Source organism: Roseomonas genomospecies 6, assembly GCF_008365375.1.
In the GTDB taxonomy this organism is placed as follows: Bacteria; Pseudomonadota; Alphaproteobacteria; order Azospirillales; family Azospirillaceae; genus Azospirillum.
Window position 1 is genome coordinate 25,519 of sequence record NZ_QOKW01000039.1, and the last position, 17,385, is coordinate 42,903.

Consider the following 17,385-nt stretch of genomic DNA (forward strand, 5'->3'; position numbering starts at 1 on the left):
AGCCTGCAAAGCAAGGCATCATGAAGGCATGCGGTTAACGAGAGAATAACTCACGACCGTTCACCGGGCGGGAGATCGGCGCGGGGCGCGGGAATCGCGTCGCCCCGCGCCATGCCGGCATCCAGGACCATGGCCGGGACCATGGCTGCCCCCGATGGAATGCTCAGGCGAAGCGGGGGTTCAGGTAGGAATGCACGCCGTCATTGAAAGACACCGCGCCATAGTCGGTCTCCACTGTCGCCATGGATGGAAACTCCCAGACCGTCACCCATCCGCGCTCCCGGAAAAGCTCGGACAACCCGCTTTCGATCTCACGGGAATGCGTGCCGATATGAATGCGCTGCACCTTCTCGTCGATGACGTCGATGGCTTCCCGGACGACATCCAGTTCCACGCCCTGGATGTCCATATCGACCAAGTCGATATGGCCGTAAGGGGCGAGCACGTCCGAAAGCTTGACGCCCGGCACCGTCGCGAGGGTAGCGCCGAACTCTGACGGATCCCAGGTGGAGATTGCCTGCCCGTACCAGCCCGAGGGGTTGCCCACCGTGAAGGAAACCTTTTCGCCCGTCGCCGAGGCGGCGGCCCGAAGCAGGACATGCTGGTCGGGGTCGATCCCATTGTCCGACATGTGGGTTTTCAGCCATTCGAAATGTGTCGGCTCGGCCTCGACTCCGACCAGCAGGAAGGGCAACGGGTTGATCCGCTTCAGGGCAATGGCGCCCTGAACCAGCCAGCGTCCGTACCCGGCTCCCACTTCCACCATGGTGAAATGCCCGCGCGCGGAGCGCACCGCCGCGATGAGGTCGATCAGTTCAAAATACTCTTCCGTCACCGGCGGGAAATCCGTCTTGACGGCACGCTCGGTTTTGTAAGGCTCCGGATCAACGCCGGGGAAGCCTACTATGAAATCAACCCGCGCAAGGGAGCCAATAAAATTTTCCATCATGCCTTGCGGGACCAGCCCAGACCAAGTCGGAAAGCTTTTGATTTCAGGGTGGTGCATTTATACTTACACTAGTTTTGAAAACAGTTATTCAACTCTGAATGTAGTGGCCAATTACTAATTAACGGTAAATAGATGTGCCTGGAAATTCGGATCGGCCTGTTCCTTACACACCCGCCCATGCTCACCCCGACCGTGCCGCTCTTGCATCCAAGCCGGGTCTGGCCCAACCTCCCCTCCCAGGCGCCGATGCTCAACCCAGAACGGAGACGAACAGCCATGGCGGGCCAGACACATACCGCTCGCTCGCACGCCCCCCTTCCGATCGATGCCGATCGTTGGCGCCGCGCCATCCGCGAGGATACGTTCTCGAACTATCATTATGAAATGGGCCTGGCACTGCGGCAGCAAGGCGAAAGCGCGGCGGCCGTCGCGGCTTTCCAACGCGCCCTTGCCATCAAGCCGGACCTCGCCACAGCCTCCGTGGCGCTGATTGAGACGCTGGAGGAGACGGGGCGGAGCAAAGAGGCCCGCGTGGTGCGCCATGCCGCTGCCGTTCACGATCCGGATTTCGAAATTGCCGCCGATCTTGTCCGCATCGAAGACGCCGCCGGACAGGAGAGCAACGATCTTTCGCCCGCCACGGTTGCCGCGGTCCATAGCCGCCTGCCCCATCTGGTGCGCCCGCTGGTCGTCGCCGCACACGCGTTCCGCAACGCCGGGCGTTACGACGAAGCGGCGGAATGGAGCGCAAAAGCCCTGTCGCTGAACACCGAGGAGGCGATCCGGAGCGAGCTTGACTTCCTTATGGCGAGCGGGAGCGACAACACGGTGCAGCATCTCGCCGACCGGATGCACATCACCACCGACTCCGATCCGGGCAAACCCGTGGCCCACTTCTTCTTCGGCCGCCCAGCGGCCGATGAGACCGGGCTGTTGACCACGACCATCTGGCTTCGTGTCCTGCATGGCTGCATCACGCTCACCATAGGGGCAAGGGGAAGCGGAGAGCGGCTCGTCCGAATCACGGCGTTGCAGTCCGCCGAGGTTGTTCCGGTGGACGTGCCGGTCCTGATCGACGCGGATTTCCGGCAGATCGAAATTTTCAATTCCAACGCCAATGGAACCTCTGAATTCGAGGTTCACGGCGTGCTGGTCCGTAAAACCGCCTTGCCGTCCGTCGCGGCCGCCACTCCCGAAGACGGCACCCCCGGCGATGACGCAGCCGCGCCCTGGCAACCGCTGATGCTCGCGGAAACGGCCCTGCGCATGGCCGGGCGGCATGCGCAGGCACGGCACTATACGGCAGCGGTTCCGGCCGCTGCCCGCTTCGCCGCGGCTCGAAACAACCTTCGCCAGTTCACTCCCACGCTCTACGGCAGCCTGGAGGATGCAGGCGGGCACCGGCTGCTCCGCGCCAGGGAGGGCGACTTCGTGTACGCCGCCTTTGCAGGCCTGGGACAACCGGAAAGCCTGCCCTGCTCCGTAAGGATCACCGTCTTCCTGCGCGTTCTCAAAGGCCTGGGAGGCGTCTGCGTCACTCCCGCGACGCGGCCGACCCGCTTGACCGACATCGTCCCCGTCAAGCCGGCCGAAGACATTGTGGCCGTGACCCTTGGCGTCGAGGCTGGGGCGAATTTCGGCCACCTGGTTATTCTCGCCAGTGCCCCGGGCCATCCAAGCGAACCGCCGGCCGAAATCGAGCTTTACGGCTTCTTGGTGGAGTAGGATTACGGTCCGGACCGCGACCGCCCGCCGGCCCCGTCTTTCAGGAGAACAATCATGCCGCAGACGTCTTCCGACACCATCCACACGCAGGAACAATACGGTCTGCGTCCGGAAGCGTCCGAGTTTCCGATGATGCTGGTTCTGTCCTTCGTCTATCCCTGCAACGCGCTGTGCCCGCACTGCCCCTACACGAACTCGAACATCCGCAAGGAATATCGGGACGTGCCCTTCATGCCGGAGGCGACATTCAGGAAGATCGCCGACGAGACCGGCCGCTATGGGGCGTATCTGCGCATTTCCGGCGGCGGCGAGCCGATGCTGCACCCCCAGGCCGTCCCGCTGCTGGTCTACGCCAAGAAGGCCGGCTGCAAGATCGGCCTGATCACCAACGGCTCGAAGTTCGACGAGGACAACAGCCGCGCGCTGCTGGAGGCGGGCGTCGACATGATCGAGTTCTCGGTCGACGCCTGCGATCCCGAGACCTATGCGCAGGTCCGTGCCGGCCTGGACTGGAACCTCCTGGTCGAGAACGTCGAGCGCATGATGCGCCTGCGAGCCGAATTGCGGAGCCCGTCCAAAATCGTCGCCTCGGCGGTGAACCAGAAGGGGGTGGACATCGATGCCGTCGAAACGTTCTGGGTCCAGGGAAAGGGGATCGACTACCTGATCAAGCGCAAGTTCCTGACCTGGGGCGCCAACACCGAGTTGGACAGCGCGCGATCCGCCGACCCAAACGCCTACATCGAGGCCGGCGAAGTTCCGTGCCCCTTCATCTTCGAGCGCCTGAACATCGACAGCCGCGGCAACGTCATGGTCTGCGGCTACGACATCTCCGCCAACACCTCGATGGGCAACGTCAACACGGAAAGCATCCGCGACATCTGGCACGGAGAGGGCTTCCGTTGGTATCGCGAGATGCATCTGCAAAAGCGCGGTCCCGAGGTCCCTCTGTGCTCCGGCTGCCCGGACTGGCAGTACCGGTCCTGGCAGCACAATTACTGGAAAGTCGTCCGGAACGCCGAAACGGTCCGCGCCCGCAAGCTGGGTGAACATGACGATTTCCAGACGGTCGAGGAGACCCGCTGATCCCCGGCGCCACCCAAGTCATACGATCGGCGGATGAACACGTCCAGTGCCCGCCGACCGTATCGCAAGGCCGCCGGCGTCCTGCATGTCCGTCGCCGGCCCCAGACCGGCACGACGAACAAGAAGCGAGAATGGGAGCACTGCCTTATGAGCCTGAGGATCGCCGGACATTTGTTCACTGGGCCGTTCACAGTGGACGACATGGTGGTTCGCAAGAACCACGACCCTGCCGTCTTCGCTGTCATCAGCCGGGAAGGCAAGCCGTGGAGCCCGATTTTCCGCCTTCTGGATGTCGGCGAAACCGGGGATGAAGGCCTTGTGTTCAAGGGCCATCCTCAGCGGGGCGACTGGGAAAGGCTGTCCAATTCCGAAAGCGGCGTCCTGGGCATCTACGTCTATTCCATGCCGCGCGCACAGTTCGCCCCTCAGGCCCGCAGCGACCTCGTCCAGGAGATCAGGACCCAATACGCCCCGCCACGGGGGGAAGTCCGCATCTCCGGCCTGTGATCGCAGGCGCGGGCGAGTTCCCCGGCCGCCGCCGGTGACGGGAACGCGGCGCCCCGTGGCTCAGGCAAGCTCTGGGCGGGGAGAGGAGCACCAGTCGGCAGCGAACAGGGCCAAGTTGCGGGCGACCGACGCCATGTGATCCAGGAAATAATGTTCGTCGACGCCGTGGCTGTTGCGCCCGCCACCGGGGCCGTACAGGCAGACGTTGGGCGTGCCGAAGGCCGCCATGTCGGTGTATCCGGTGATGCTCATCACCTGGCACTCGCCCGAACCGTTGGCCTGGACGATGCCCTGGAGCTTGCGGATCAGGGGAGCGGCCGGGTCGCCGCGGTAGGGTTCGCGCATCAGCAGCCAAGGCTCCACCATGATGCGCGGCGACAGGGAGGCCGCCAGGGCCTCCACCGTTTCCATCATGCCGGTCGTGCTGGCGGGGGGCGGAAAGCCCATTTGGACCGACAGTTCCGCCATCGCCGGCACGGAGCCGCACCACACGCCGGCGTGGAAGGAACCGACGTTGACGAAGTAGGGATGCTCGATGCCCTCGAACGGAACGGTGTCCGCGTTCAGGGCCGCCACATGCGCGCGCAGGCGCGCCACCATGTCCATCGCCACATAGACCGGGTTGACGCCGCGCCGCTCGTTGGAGGCCGCCAAGGGGTCCCCGGTGATCCGCAGCGTGAACGAGATGTGGCCAAGGTGAGCATGATAGAGCCGTTCCGGCCAAGTGCCGTCGCAGATGACCGCGCCATCGGCTCCAAAGCCGGCAGCGACCAAAGCCCGCGTGCCGTTGCCGGTGGTCTCTTCTTCGGCCACGATCTGGACGATGAGATCGCCGGGCAGCCGCAAGCCCAGGCGGCGCAGGGCTTCGACCACCAACAGCACGGTAACGACGCCGGCCTTGTCGTCCTGGGCGCCGCGCCCGTGGACGACGTTGCCGCTTACCGTGCCCGCGAAGGGCGGATGAGACCACGACGAGGCCGGGTCCACGGGCACGACATCCGCATGGGCGTTCAAGACCAGGGAGCGGTGACGGGGCGGGTCGGTGCCAGGAATGCGGGCGGCAAGATTGAGGGCGTGCTCGTCATCCCGGCTTTTGACAACCTCCACCGACAGACCCAGCCGCGACATTTCCTCCAACACACGCCGTTGCATCGGCCCTTCGTTGCCGTAAAGAGAGGCGAAGCCGATCAATTCCGCCAGCAACGCGTGATATTTGGGCCGCAGTTCGGCAAGGACGGCATCGACGTCCGGAACGGAGAGAAGCGGCATGAATGACCTTCGAACAATTGCGGTCCGGCTCCGGACAGCGCCTTCAGGATCGTAGCCGCTATCGTCCGGCCGTGCCATCATCGGACGAGGGGGCCGCGTTCCTGCGCAGGCACAACACCGAGCTGGTCCGGAAACCGCCGCCCTCGGCTATGATGAAATGCGGCCGCGCCGTCTCGTCGGTGCCGGACCGGGCGAGGCGGTCGAGCGTCGCGTCGCTCACACTCCAGTCGATCTCACCGACAGGACGAAAACCGGCGCACGTCCCGACCGCCCGGCAGAACCCCAACACATCCTCCGCCGTGACGTCGTCTTCGCCGGCAGCCGCCTGGATCGCCACCTCGACGGACAGCAGCAGCAGTCCGCCAGGCTTCAGGCGGCGGGCAAGCTGGATGACGTGCTCAACGGCGTTCCCGACCCCATCGGCGAACAGTCCACCTTGCGTCACGACCACGGCATCCCAGCGTCGGGAGGCAAGCTCCGGCGAGGCAAGCCCGGCATGATGGACCGACAGGTGGTCCGGATCGAACAGCCGGTTCTTGCGCAGCCACGGATCGATCCCCTCGTCGCCCGCGGCTTCGGGGAAAAGGCAGGGCTTGAGGGGAACGGCATCGACATGCGCCACGCGGTCGGCGAGGAACATGGGTAGGCCGTCCGGCGCGGGGCTCAGCACCGCAATCCGTGCATCAAGCCGCAACACGCCGAGCGCTTCCAGGGCATACAGGCACTGGGCGCGCTCCCAGACCCCGCGGCTGCGCTTGAAGTAATTGTAGGTCGAGACGATGTAGCCGAGGCCCTCGCGCGTCAGCCGCTCCGCCCAGACCCGCCAGCCGGCGCTCTCCCAATCCTCCACGGCGGCCAGTTTGCTGAACGCTACGCCGTCCTGAGCGCTCCGGTCCGAAGCGGCGAAACGCGCATCGATTTGTGGGCGGATCGTTGCGCTCGGCCGCCGCCGTTCCGTTTCGCGGTGAAGGACATCCAGCGTTCCGGCGTCCAGGCCGAGCGCCTGCTCCGCCTCCGGACAGGACAGGAGCGCCAGCAACGGAGCCGAAAAACGGCACGGGGCAACCGCATCAAGGCTGCCCTCGGCGGCGGCGGCCACAAGGGTCGCCACATCGCCGTGCAGCAGGCCCAACTCCCAAGGGTCGAGCGCAAAGCGGCGACCGAGGGCCTCTTCCAGGGACCGGACGATTCCCGCACCCGAGCGGGCCGGCGCGACCGGCTGCTCGTTCGGACGCACGGGGCCGAAACAGACGCGGGTGGTGAAGGGGGTCCAGGTGAACAGCAGTTCCGTCCGGGCCAGGGCACCGAAATGCGTGTTGATGGCGTTCAAGCACACGAACTTGCGGTGCCCCATCGGGACGGGAGCGGCGCGCTCCAAGGCGACGAGGCGGTTGAAGCACCCCTTGATGCGTCCCAACCGGGCGCGGGCCGCAGGATTCAAGTCATGAACGCTGCGAACCGGACCGGCGGGCTGCTCGTCCGGATCCAAGGAAAAGTCGACGACGAACAGGCTGGCCCGGCGGTGCAGGTCCTCCAAGGGCACGGTTTCAACCGCCGCCGGATCGTCCAGTCCGCGCGCGAGGCCGCCCAGCGCTTCCGGAACCAGAATGCGCCCGCGCCCGCCCATGCCGCGCCAGAAACCGGCCAGCAGACGGAACATGGCGGATGATCCGGCGATGACGCCGACGACCGCATCCTGGGGAAGGGTGCTCAGATGATCGGACGCGTAGGGCAGGACATGTTCGGGAGGATAGCTCACCCCGAGATAGGCGAGCCGGTCGTTGTGCGCTTCGCCGTAGGGCCGGCTGAGCGGGGAAAGGCTGCGGTTCAGGGCGGCGACGTAGCGATCGGCCGGCAGGTCGAAGCCCCGGTATTCCTCGATCGCTTCTCCGGCAAGACCCCAGGTTTCGGCCTGCTCCGGAACATCGGGACGGGTCACACCGTCGATGAAGACGCGTGGGTCGTTCTGAATGGCGGTGGCGCTGAGCGCTGCCGTCGGCTTCCGGGTGTGGTCGCAATGATAGCCGAACACATCCTCCAGCAGGCTTCCCGTCCCGTCGTAAATACGGCGCAGGCGCCGGCACAGGTTCATGTCGACGTTCCAGCCGACCAGCATGCTTTCGTGGAAGCCGTGCATGGCGAACAGGTCGCGCCTCAGGACCAGTTGGCAGTCGCCGATCCCGTCGAACAGGGAAAAGGGATCGGTGTGAACCACCTCGTTCAGGTGCAGGCCCGTCCCCCACCGGGCGAGCGTCGCCATGATGCCGCGCGGGTCGCGGCGGTCGAAGGATTCCCACAGCGTCTCCGGAAGCTCGAAGCGCGGCAACTGGTAGAAACCGCCGGGCTTGCCCGCTGCGATCTCGGACAGGGAGCGGGGAGGGTCGCGGGGAACGAAGACCATGTCCGTGTTGGTGGACAGGATCCAGCGGTTGGCCGGATTGGACCGGCGGACCGCCACGTTGCGCGAGACGGCTTCGACCACGTCCAGGTGGGTCCGGTGGCGGAACCGGTCATGGACATCCGGCCGGACCCGGAACACCCTCAGCAGGCGCCGACAGTGGTCCGTCAGGGTGTCGCGAATGGCTTCAACAAGGGTGGGATAGTCGTTCGGAGTGTTGTAATCCGTGAAGATGATTTCGTCGTTCGGGTCGGTCAGCAGTTCCGCAAGGCAGTTCAGGCTGATCGCGGCCCGCTTGTGGAAGTTGTAGCCGTGGTGGTCGTTCCGGCCGTAGACAACGACGGTGATCATGGGTGCGGTCGCCTCACAGGCCGGTCAGGGCGTTGGCAAGTCGTTCCCAGCCGCTGTCCGCCGTTTCGGCCTCCTTGCGCAGGGCAAGGACGCCGACGGTGTGCAGGACGCCGCCGCTGTCGACCACCAGATGGGGACGCCGCGTTTCGGCCGTGCCGTTCCGCGCCGTGCGGTCCAGCGTGTTGTCGCTGATCGACCAGTCGAAGGCCCCGGCGCAACGCCATCCCGTGTGGCGCTCCAGGAGATCCCGGATCGCGTCCACCTCGTCCGGAGACAGCCACGGACGATGCCGCCCGCCGTTCAGGACGACCTCGACCGAAGCGGCGGCGCCGCCGCCGATCCTCACATGCCGGTCCAGCGCCGCGAGCGTGCCCGCTGTCCCCGCCGGTCCATCCCGAAACAGGCTGCTCTGCGTGAAGAAGACCGCGTCCCACATCCGCTCCGTCAGCGTCGCCGCGCCGGGGCCGTCGTGGAAACCGATCTTGTCGCGGGCGAAGAAGCGCGGCTTGCCCAGCCAGCCCTCGTCCGCCCGCGCGCCCCCCGCTGGGATCACGTCGACATGCCGGGCGAACAAGCTCAGATACGCGTAGAGGCCGTCCACGGCCGGGGTCACCACAGCCGCGGTGGCCGCGAAGTGCAAGACCCCCAGGCTTTCCATAGCCCAGAGCGCCTGCACGCGCTCCCACACGCCGCGGCTCCGTTTGAAATGGCTGTTCGTCGATACCGAGTGGCGCAGGATGGTGTTCCCGCTGGCGTAATCGCCGACCAGGGAAAACCAGTCGGGATCTTCCCAATCCTCGGTTCCGCACAGCTTGCTGACGCTCGGCGCGGCGGCCGGAGACGCTTCGCGCCGGGGCACGGTGACGCGCGGACGCAGCCGGGCGGCAAGCCGGTGCCGCTCGACCCAGGACACCGCCACGGCGATGCGTTCGGGGGACAAGCCGGCCCGCTCCGGCAGGAGCGGCCAACGCAGAAGCGCCGCGAGCGGCTCGCTGAAGCGCCACGGTTCGACCGCCTCCGGGCGGTCCCGGCCACAGACGTGCCGGGCGTCGTCCAGCAGCATCTGGACCTCCCAGAACTCGACCGGCCGACCGCGTTTCAGTTCGCCCGCCAGGAAGGCCTGCAGATCGACCCAGTCGGGATGGGTCGTCACCGACCGCCATTCCGGACGCAGGTAGCCGTGGCGCAGCCGGGTGGTGAAAGGCGGCCAGGTCAAATTGATGTTTTCCGCGAAACTGTATTCGAAGATGTTGTTCACGGCGTTGATCGCGAAGAACTTCTTCGTGCGGGCCTGGGGCAGGCAGTCCGGCCGGCGCATGCGGCGGACGATGCCGCGGAACGCCGCATGCACGGCTCCCAGCCGGCTCAACCCTGCCTCGCCGACCGACAGCAGGCGCTGCTGGCCGACGATGCGCCGGCGTTCCTCAAGAGACCGGATGCCGTCCAGCAGGGGCGAAACCGCGCGCTCGTCGAAGGGCGGAATGTCGTCGAGACCGAACTCGAAGAAGAGTGCGGCCGCCTTCTCCACGATGTCGTCGGCCGGCGCCATGGCGACCGGCCCGTCATGGTCCGGATCCGGCATGAGCCAGGATTTCATGGACTCGTCGATGAGAATCCGGCCCGTGAAGCCCAGCGCCGCGCAGCAGCGCCGGAACAGCGTGAAGGTGCGGACGCAGCCGCCGAAATAGCCGAGGTCGGCATCGAGCGGGAGCGTCGTCAGATGATCGGCGATGTAGGGAAGCGCGTGCTCCGGCGGGTAGGCCAGGTCGTTGTAGCGCTCGGGCAGATAGTCGGCCTCGTACCGGTCGCTGGTCATCGGCACCAGCGCCTGCTCCAGCGCCGCCGCGCACCGCGCGACATGGGCTCCGGTCAGCCGGATCTCCTCGACCGGCGTGTCGGGCAATCCCCAACTGTCGGCCTGTTCCGGGATGTACGGCGTCTCGACATTGAAAACGTACAGATCGGGGTCGTTTTCGATCTTCGCGCTTTGGTTCGCCAGCGTCGCCTGCCGCGAGTGGTCGCAATGGTAGCCGAGCATCCAGTTCTCGGCCGACCGGATCTCCCCGCGCAGAAGCGTCATCCGCTTGCAGAGGTTGGAATCGACATGCCACCCGCGGACCATTCCCTCGTGGAAGCCGTGGATCGCGGCGATGTCGTCCCGCGTCATCAACTGGAAATCGCCCGGCCCGTCGAACCGGATGAGGCTGTTGCCGTGGACGACCTCGTTCAGGTGGAAACGCCGGCCCCAAAGGCGGAACCGCTCGATGATCGCCTTGGGGGCGGAGCGATCCACCGACTCCCAGAGCGCCTGCGGAACGTCGAAGCGCGGCAGTCCGTAGAAGCCGTCCGGCAGAGCGGCGACCATCCCGGACAGCGAGGGCATCCCGTCCCGCGGGACGAAGACCATGTCGGTGTTCGTCGACAGGATCCATCGGTTGGCCGGGTTCGCCCGCCGGATGGCCGTGTTGCGCGACACCGACTCCAACGCCACCAGATGGGTGCGGCCGCGAAAAGCCTCATGCACATCGGGGCGGATGCGCAAGATCCTGAGAAGACGCCGGCACCGCTCGGTCAGAGTATCGGCAATGGCTTCAGGAAAGGTCGGAAGGTCATTCGGTGTGTTGTAATCGACGAAGATAAGTTCATCGTCCGGATCATCCAACACCTCAGCCATGCAATTGAAGCTGATGGCTGCCCGCTTATGAAGGTTGTAGCCATGCGAATCATTGCGACCGTACAGAACAACCGACAGCATGGGGGTCTCCGGCGCTCAACCAATCTATGACGATGGCATACCGTAAAGAACGTGCAAGGGGCAACCGTTTGCGCCATCGCTCACAGCGGGACGGCAATGCTGCGGCACCGCACGGATGAAACGAGCCCGGCGACGGGCACAAGATTTTAGGCTTTATTAACCGGCCGCCTTCGATCATTCGGAAATTACTCTCGGAAAAGACCTGGACCCCGCCGCCATCATGAACGCCATGCGCCCTCACAGGATCGTCGTCACCGGCGGCGCCGGATTCGTGGGGTCCAACCTCGCCCTCATGTTCAAGCGCGACCGGCCCGAAGCCGAGGTCGTGGCCTTCGACAACCTGCGCCGGCGCGGGTCCGAGCTGGCCCTGGAACGCCTGCGCGCGGGCGGCGTGCGCTTCGTCCACGGCGACGTGCGCAACCCGGAGGATCTGGAGGAGCTCGGCGCCTTCGACCTGCTGCTGGAATGCTCCGCCGAGCCGTCGGTGCACGCCGGCTATGGCGGCAGCCCGGCCTACGTCATCAACACCAACCTCGTCGGCACGGTAAACTGCCTGGAGGCGGCGCGGCGCCATGGCGCCGACATGGTGTTCCTGTCCACCAGCCGCGTCTATCCCATCGACCCGCTGCGCCGGCTGCCGCTGGAGCGGGGCGCCACCCGGCTGGTTCTGCCGGACGGCGCCGCCGGGCCGGGCTGGTCGGCGGCGGGCATCGCGACGGACTTCCCGATGCCGGGCAGCCGGTCCATCTACGGCGCCACAAAGCTGGCGTCGGAGCTGATGATCGAGGAGTACGGCGCCATGTACGGCCTGCGCGCCGTCATCAACCGGTGCGGCGTGCTGACCGGCCCCTGGCAGATGGGCAAGGTGGACCAGGGCGTCGTCGTGCTGTGGGCGGCCCGGCACCTGTATGGCGGCGCCCTGTCCTACAGCGGCTTCGGCGGGGAGGGGCTTCAGGTGCGCGACATGCTGCACGTCGCCGACCTGTACGATCTGCTGACGGTGCAGGTGGCCGGCATGAACCGGTTCCAGGGCCGCGTCTTCAACGTGGGCGGCGGGCCGGAGGTGAGCGTCTCGCTGGCCGAGCTGACCGCGCTGTGCGCGGAGCGCGCGGGCCGGAGCATTCCCATCGCCGCCAGCCCGGAAACCCGCGCCGCCGACATTCCCTGGTACGTGACCGACAACACGGACGTCACGCAGGCGACCGGCTGGCGTCCGCGGCGCCTCCCCGGCGCCATCATGGACGAGTTGTTCGGCTGGCTGGACGCCAACCGGCGCATCCTGGAACCGATTCTGTTATAGACGGCGCTCGGCGGCCACGCCGCCCCATTCTTCCGAGGAGAGTTCCCTCATGTCCGTCGTCATCGTCACTGGGTCCGCCGGTCTGATCGGCGCCGAAGCCGTCGGCTTCTTCGCTGAGAAGGGCTTCGACGTCGTCGGCGTCGACAACGACATGCGCCGCTACTTCTTCGGCGACGAGGCGAGCACGGCCTGGAGCCGGGAGCGGCTGGAGAAGCGCCATCCGTCCTACACGCACGTCACCGCGGACATCCGCGACCAGGACGCCATCGACGCGCTGTTCGCGCGGTACGGCTCGTCCATCGCGCTGGTGATCCACACGGCGGCCCAGCCCTCGCACGACTGGGCGGCGCGGGAGCCCTTCACCGATTTCTCGGTCAACGCCAACGGCACGCTGAACCTGCTGGAGGCGGCGCGGCGCCACTGCCCAGACGCGCCCTTCATCTTCACCTCGACCAACAAGGTCTACGGCGACACGCCCAACGCCCTGCCGCTGGTGGAGCAGGAGAGCCGCTGGGAGCTGGACCCGTCCCACCCCTGGGCCGCCCACGGCATCCCGGAAGCGATGAGCATCGACCAGACCAAGCACAGCCTGTTCGGCGCCTCGAAGGTGGCCGCGGACGTGATGGTGCAGGAGTACGGGCGCTATTTCGGCATGAAGACCGCCTGCTTCCGCGGCGGCTGCCTGACCGGGCCGGGCCATTCCGGCGCCCAGCTTCACGGCTTCCTGGCCTATCTGATGAAATGCGCGGTCACCGGAACGCCCTACCGCGTGTTCGGCTACAAGGGCAAGCAGGTGCGCGACAACATCCATTCCTTCGATCTGGTGAACGCCTTCTGGCACGTCTTCCAGACGCCGCGCAGCGCCGAGGTCTACAACATCGGCGGCGGGCGCCACTCCAACTGCTCGATGGCAGAGGCCATCGCCAAGGCCGAGCAACTGACCGGCCGCCCGATGGTCTGGAGCTACGACGAGACCAACCGCATCGGCGACCACATCTGGTGGATCAGCGACATCCGGCGCTTCCAGGAGCATTATCCGGACTGGTCGCTGACCCGCGACATCGACGGCATCCTGGCCGAGATGCACGCCGAAATGGCCGACCGGTTCGCCCACCGGTGATTGCCGGCCCGTGATGGCCGGCCTGAGAATGACGATCCGCGGGGAGCGGTGGAAGGAAGCGCGATGAAGGTCCTGTTCAGCAATCCGCCCTGGTGGGTCAAGCGGTTCGAGTTCGACGGCGACGACGCCCCGGCCTCGGCCTGGTTCAGCGGCGTGCGCGCCGGTTCACGGTGGCCGCACACCAACCAGGCACACTCCTCGCCCGGGAACTTCGTGTTCGGGGAGTATCTGCCCTATCCCTTCTTCATGGGCTACGCCGCGACCTACGCCGCCAAGGCCACCGGGGCGAAAGTGACGTTCCGCGACTCCATCGCGCTGCGCGAGTCCTACGACAGCTATTTCCAGCATCTGCGGGACGAGCGGTACGAGTACATCTTCATCGAGACGGCGACGCCCTGCTGGGACCACGACCAGACCATCGTCCGCCGCATCAAGGAGATCCTGCCCGACACGAAGATCGTTCTGACCGGCGCCCTGTCCGCCAAGGGCGAGGCGGTGCTGGCCGACCATCCGGTCCACGCCGTCATCCAGGGCGAATACGAGAAGGGCAGCGTGCGCGTGCTGAACGGCGCCACCGGCGTGCTTCCCCACGAGCTTCTGACCGTGGCGGAGATGAACGCCGCCCCCCATCCCTACTTCGACGAGGTCATCGCCCACCGCTATTGGGACGTGAACCCCGCCGGCCAGAAGGCGCCGCAGCTCCAGGTCTGGGCCAGCCGGGGCTGCCCCTACAAGTGCATCTTCTGCGTCTGGCCGGCGACCATGACCGGCAACGACCCGGACGGCACCGGCAAGCGCTCCGTCCGCTTCTACAGCCCCGACTATGTGGAGGGGATGCTGCGCGAACTGGTCGGTCGCTACGGCTACCGGTCCATCTATTTCGACGACGACACCTTCAACCTGGGCGACAAGCACGTCCTGGGGATCTGCGAGGTGATGACCCGCATCGGACTGCCCTGGTCGGCCATGTGCCGCGCCGACACCATCAAGCTGGAGACGTGGCAGGCCATGCGCGACAGCGGCTGCTTCGGCGTCAAGCTGGGCTTCGAGAGCGGCAACCAGTGGGTCAACGACAACATCGTCAACAAGCGCCTGAACCTGGAGACCGCCCGCGCCGCGGTGCATGAGATCAAGCGGTTGGGCATGACGGTGCATGGCACCTTCACCTACGGCCTGCCGGGCGAAACGCGCGAGCAGATGCAGGACACCAAGTCCTACATCGCCAGCCTGCCGCTCGACACCTTCCAGGAGACGGGCTGCGGCGAGATCGAGGGCACGCCCATGTCCACTCTGCGGGAGAAGGGCCATCTCGACCGCTACGCGGGGGCGGCGCTCGACGAGCAGTATCTCTACGTGCCCGACGGCGGCGAGAAGATGCGCCGCCTGTCCGAAGGCGACCTCGCGATCGGGGCCGACAAGGCCAAGAGCAGCTCCGACTATCTGATCCGCCAGTGGCGCGCTCTGGGCGCCGCGGTGACCGGGGCGGCGGCGGACGGCCCGGTGGCCCTGTGGGGCGTCGGCACCGACTTCTTCGAGACGCTGGCGCAGGAGCCGGCGCTGAAGCCGCTCATCAAGGAGGGGCGGGTGCGGCTGTTCGACGGCAAGCTGGCCGGGCAGTCGCTGGACGGCACCCTGGTGGAGGCCCCCACTGCCCTGCCCGGCTTCGCGGGGCCGGTCTTCCTGACGCCGCGCATCGTCTCCTCCCGCACGGCGATGCGGCAGGACGCGGCCCGGCTGGGAATTCCCGCCGCCGCCCTGCGCGACCTCTACGACGACGCGCCCGTTCCAGCGGAATGAGGAGCGGCGATACCCTGAAGAAACGGTGGCCGGCCTTCATCGTGTGTAACGTTGACACCGACGAGGCCGGGGTCCACCTTATGTCATGAGAAGCAGCGACCTGATCCGGGACCTGATGGATGCGGGCTGGACTCTGGACCGGGTCCGGGGTTCCCATCATGTCTTCAAGCATCCCTCGCGACCGGGCATCGTTGTGATCCCTCATCCGAAAAAGGATCTGGGTACCGGACTTGTGGCCGCGATCCGAAAGCAGGCAGGTCTCTGATGCGCTATCCGATTCTCATCGAACCCGGTTCCGCCGACACCGCCTTCGGGGTCGCCGTGCCGGATCTGCCGGGCTGCTTTTCCGCCGGAGACACGCTGGACGAGGCGATCGACGCCGCCAGGGAAGCCGCCGCGGCCTGGATCGACGCGGCCTTGGACGAGGCCCGTCCCCTTCCTCCGCCTTCCAGCCTGGACGCCGTCCGCCGCCTGCCGGACTATGCCGGCTGGACCGTCGGGGTGATCGAACTCGACGACGTGCTCTTCGACGACACCATCGAGCGGGTCAACATCACGCTGCCCAGACGGGTGCTGCGCCGTCTGGACGATCTGGCGCGCGCGGAGGGCCAGAGCCGCGGCGCCTTCATCGCCCATCTTACGCTGAGCGCCCACAAGACGCCGGAAGCCGGAACGCCCTGAACGTCGGGACACCCTGAAGCCACCCACCCTCTACCAACGGATCATCCCAGGAACCGCGCCAGCCTCTCCCACCCGCTGCCCGGCGTATCGGCCCGCTTGCGGGCGAACCAGACGGCGGTGATGTGCAGGGCCTCGCCGGTGCGGGCGACGAAGTTCGGGTTTTTGGAGCCCGGCGCGCCGGTCGTCACGAATCGGTCGAGCGTCGCGTCGCTGAGCGACAGGTCCACAGGCCCTTGCAACTCCAGCCCGGTGTCCTCCAAGGCATCCCCCAGGCCCTCGGCCTGACGCGGGGTGAGCCCCGGCACGCCCGGACGCCCGTTCAGACGGATTTCCGCCGAGAAGGCCAGCACCCCGCCCGGCGCCAGACGCCGGTCGATCCAGGACAGAAGCTCCGCCGCCCTTCCCTCCGCCACCAGGCGCGGCAGCGTGTTCTGCGGCAGGATGGCGGCGTCCCACGGCCCGGCGGCAAACAGATCCCGCCCCGGCGGCCCGTGATGGATCGCGATGCGGTCGCGGTGGAAGCGGCGCGGCTTGGCGAGCCAGGGATCGCGGTCGCCGCGCGCCACCCGCTCCGCGTGGGCTGCCGCCCCCGGTCCGACATCGACCACCCCGACGGCCCGCGCCAGCTCGGTCAGCATCAGGTAGAATCCGTCCACCTCGGCGCTCGGCACCAGGGCGCGGGGGCCCCGCTCCAGCAGGCCCAGCCGGTCGAGGCCGTAGAGGAACTGAGCGCGCTCCCAGGTGCCGCGGCTGCGCTTGAAGAAATTGTCGATGTTGTTGCGGGCGTCCTCGTCGCGGCGGCGCTCCGCGTCGGCGTCGTCGAGGTAGGGGGCCTGGAAGGTGGAGACGTTGGTCCGCACCCGCACCGCCCAGGGCCGCCAGGACGGGTCGTCCCAATCCTCCGCCGCGGCGAGCTTGCCGAGCGCCGGGGGGCCGGGGGGCCGCTCCTGCACCGGCAGGAGGATTTCCGGGCGCAGCCGGGCGGCGTTGCGGTGGCGCGCCGCCGCGGCCTTCAGGGCGGCCACCCGGTCCGGGGCCACCCGCTCCACGCTGGTCAGGCCGGGCCAGTCGAGGGCGGCGACCAGCGGCCCGCTCCAGCGGCGCGGGTCGGCGGCCTCCAGATCCTCGGTGGCCAGCAGGGCTTCCAGGTCGCGGCGCATCAGATGCACCTCGCGCGGGGCCGGCGGAACCGGGCGGGCGAGGCGGGCGGCCAGGAAATCCTCCAGCGTCGTCACGGCGGGGGGCCCCCCCCCCCCCCCCCCCGGCCCCCCCCCCCCCGCGGGGGGGGGCCCCCGGGGGGGGGAGGCCCTGGGGGGGGAAACCATCCTCGCCCCCCCGGGGGGGGGCTCGGCCCCCCGCTGGCGGGAGGGGGCGCGCGCCACCTCACCCGGGGGGGCCCCCCCCTAGACACCCCCTTCCTCCGCCCCACCCCGCGGCCCCGCCGTTT

At 67.2% G+C, this 17,385-nt stretch carries 13 protein-coding genes; 8 read left to right on the top strand and 5 right to left on the bottom strand.

From position 1 onward, the window contains the following. Nucleotides 1-163: 163 nt before the first annotated feature. Nucleotides 164-1,006 (bottom strand): FkbM family methyltransferase, encoded by an 843-nt coding sequence (locus DS843_RS28185; RefSeq protein ID WP_149472144.1) that lies wholly within the window; start codon nt 1,004-1,006, stop codon nt 164-166. A gap of 219 nt (nt 1,007-1,225) precedes the next feature. Here DS843_RS28185 and DS843_RS28190 point away from each other — a divergent pair, with 219 nt between their 5' ends. From DS843_RS28190 to DS843_RS28200, 3 genes are read left to right on the top strand one after another with little or no spacing between them, the layout of a single operon-like run. Next, on the top strand, nt 1,226-2,674 hold the full coding sequence (locus DS843_RS28190) for a tetratricopeptide repeat protein (protein ID WP_167525511.1): 1,449 nt from the start codon (nt 1,226-1,228) through the stop codon (nt 2,672-2,674). A gap of 54 nt (nt 2,675-2,728) precedes the next feature. Continuing rightward, nucleotides 2,729-3,760 (top strand): radical SAM/SPASM domain-containing protein, encoded by a 1,032-nt coding sequence (locus DS843_RS28195; protein WP_149472146.1) that lies wholly within the window; start codon nt 2,729-2,731, stop codon nt 3,758-3,760. 33 nt (nt 3,761-3,793) lie between these two features. Then, on the top strand, nt 3,794-4,267 hold the full coding sequence (locus DS843_RS28200; protein ID WP_149472147.1) for a hypothetical protein: 474 nt from the start codon (nt 3,794-3,796) through the stop codon (nt 4,265-4,267). A gap of 60 nt (nt 4,268-4,327) precedes the next feature. On the opposite strand, the gene DS843_RS28205 is transcribed toward DS843_RS28200, so the two are convergent. Genes DS843_RS28205 through DS843_RS28215 form a run of 3 tightly spaced genes read right to left on the bottom strand, consistent with a single transcriptional unit; the run spans nt 4,328 to nt 10,827 of the window. Beyond that, nucleotides 4,328-5,536, bottom strand: coding sequence for a M20 family metallopeptidase (locus DS843_RS28205; protein WP_167525512.1), 1,209 nt, complete (start codon nt 5,534-5,536; stop codon nt 4,328-4,330). 58 nt (nt 5,537-5,594) lie between these two features. Next, on the bottom strand, nt 5,595-8,285 hold the full coding sequence (locus DS843_RS28210; protein ID WP_149472149.1) for a hypothetical protein: 2,691 nt from the start codon (nt 8,283-8,285) through the stop codon (nt 5,595-5,597). 13 nt (nt 8,286-8,298) lie between these two features. Beyond that, a complete protein-coding gene (locus DS843_RS28215; protein WP_167525513.1) occupies nt 8,299-10,827 on the bottom strand; it encodes a hypothetical protein in 2,529 nt (842 codons plus the stop codon). 433 nt (nt 10,828-11,260) lie between these two features. On the opposite strand from DS843_RS28215, the gene DS843_RS28220 reads away from it, so the two are divergent. The 5 genes from DS843_RS28220 to DS843_RS28240 all read left to right on the top strand — a co-directional run bounded on the left by DS843_RS28220 (nt 11,261) and on the right by DS843_RS28240 (nt 15,938). Next, on the top strand, nt 11,261-12,340 hold the full coding sequence (locus tag DS843_RS28220; RefSeq protein WP_149472151.1) for an NAD-dependent epimerase/dehydratase family protein: 1,080 nt from the start codon (nt 11,261-11,263) through the stop codon (nt 12,338-12,340). Nucleotides 12,341-12,389: 49 nt separating this feature from the next. After that, complete coding sequence (locus DS843_RS28225; RefSeq protein WP_149472152.1) at nt 12,390-13,460, top strand: NAD-dependent epimerase/dehydratase family protein; 1,071 nt, start codon at nt 12,390-12,392, stop codon at nt 13,458-13,460. Nucleotides 13,461-13,523: 63 nt separating this feature from the next. Then, the gene (locus DS843_RS28230; RefSeq protein WP_149472153.1) at nt 13,524-15,257 is read left to right on the top strand and encodes a B12-binding domain-containing radical SAM protein; all 1,734 of its coding nucleotides are present in this window, start codon (nt 13,524-13,526) and stop codon (nt 15,255-15,257) included. 85 nt (nt 15,258-15,342) lie between these two features. Next, the gene (locus tag DS843_RS28235; protein WP_149472154.1) at nt 15,343-15,522 is read left to right on the top strand and encodes a type II toxin-antitoxin system HicA family toxin; all 180 of its coding nucleotides are present in this window, start codon (nt 15,343-15,345) and stop codon (nt 15,520-15,522) included. Further along, the gene (locus tag DS843_RS28240; protein WP_149472155.1) at nt 15,522-15,938 is read left to right on the top strand and encodes a type II toxin-antitoxin system HicB family antitoxin; all 417 of its coding nucleotides are present in this window, start codon (nt 15,522-15,524) and stop codon (nt 15,936-15,938) included. The genes DS843_RS28235 and DS843_RS28240 overlap by 1 nt, the downstream gene beginning before the upstream one ends. 41 nt (nt 15,939-15,979) lie before the next feature. Here DS843_RS28240 and DS843_RS28245 read toward each other — a convergent pair whose 3' ends face one another. Then, a complete protein-coding gene (locus DS843_RS28245) occupies nt 15,980-17,173 on the bottom strand; it encodes a hypothetical protein (protein ID WP_208852349.1) in 1,194 nt (397 codons plus the stop codon). Nucleotides 17,174-17,385: the final 212 nt, after the last annotated feature.

What these genes read in the sequence shown, in the direction of transcription:
- DS843_RS28185 (WP_149472144.1), bottom strand. Translation starts at nt 1,006, where the DNA reads ATGCACCACCCTGAAATCAAAAGCTTTCCGACTTGGTCTGGGCTGGTC.
- DS843_RS28240 (WP_149472155.1), top strand. Translation starts at nt 15,522, where the DNA reads ATGCGCTATCCGATTCTCATCGAACCCGGTTCCGCCGACACCGCCTTC.
- DS843_RS28195 (WP_149472146.1), top strand. Translation starts at nt 2,729, where the DNA reads ATGCCGCAGACGTCTTCCGACACCATCCACACGCAGGAACAATACGGT.
- DS843_RS28230 (WP_149472153.1), top strand. Translation starts at nt 13,524, where the DNA reads ATGAAGGTCCTGTTCAGCAATCCGCCCTGGTGGGTCAAGCGGTTCGAG.
- DS843_RS28190 (WP_167525511.1), top strand. Translation starts at nt 1,226, where the DNA reads ATGGCGGGCCAGACACATACCGCTCGCTCGCACGCCCCCCTTCCGATC.
- DS843_RS28210 (WP_149472149.1), bottom strand. Translation starts at nt 8,285, where the DNA reads ATGATCACCGTCGTTGTCTACGGCCGGAACGACCACCACGGCTACAAC.
- DS843_RS28225 (WP_149472152.1), top strand. Translation starts at nt 12,390, where the DNA reads ATGTCCGTCGTCATCGTCACTGGGTCCGCCGGTCTGATCGGCGCCGAA.
- DS843_RS28220 (WP_149472151.1), top strand. Translation starts at nt 11,261, where the DNA reads ATGAACGCCATGCGCCCTCACAGGATCGTCGTCACCGGCGGCGCCGGA.
- DS843_RS28200 (WP_149472147.1), top strand. Translation starts at nt 3,794, where the DNA reads ATGAACACGTCCAGTGCCCGCCGACCGTATCGCAAGGCCGCCGGCGTC.
- DS843_RS28235 (WP_149472154.1), top strand. Translation starts at nt 15,343, where the DNA reads ATGAGAAGCAGCGACCTGATCCGGGACCTGATGGATGCGGGCTGGACT.
- DS843_RS28205 (WP_167525512.1), bottom strand. Translation starts at nt 5,536, where the DNA reads ATGCCGCTTCTCTCCGTTCCGGACGTCGATGCCGTCCTTGCCGAACTG.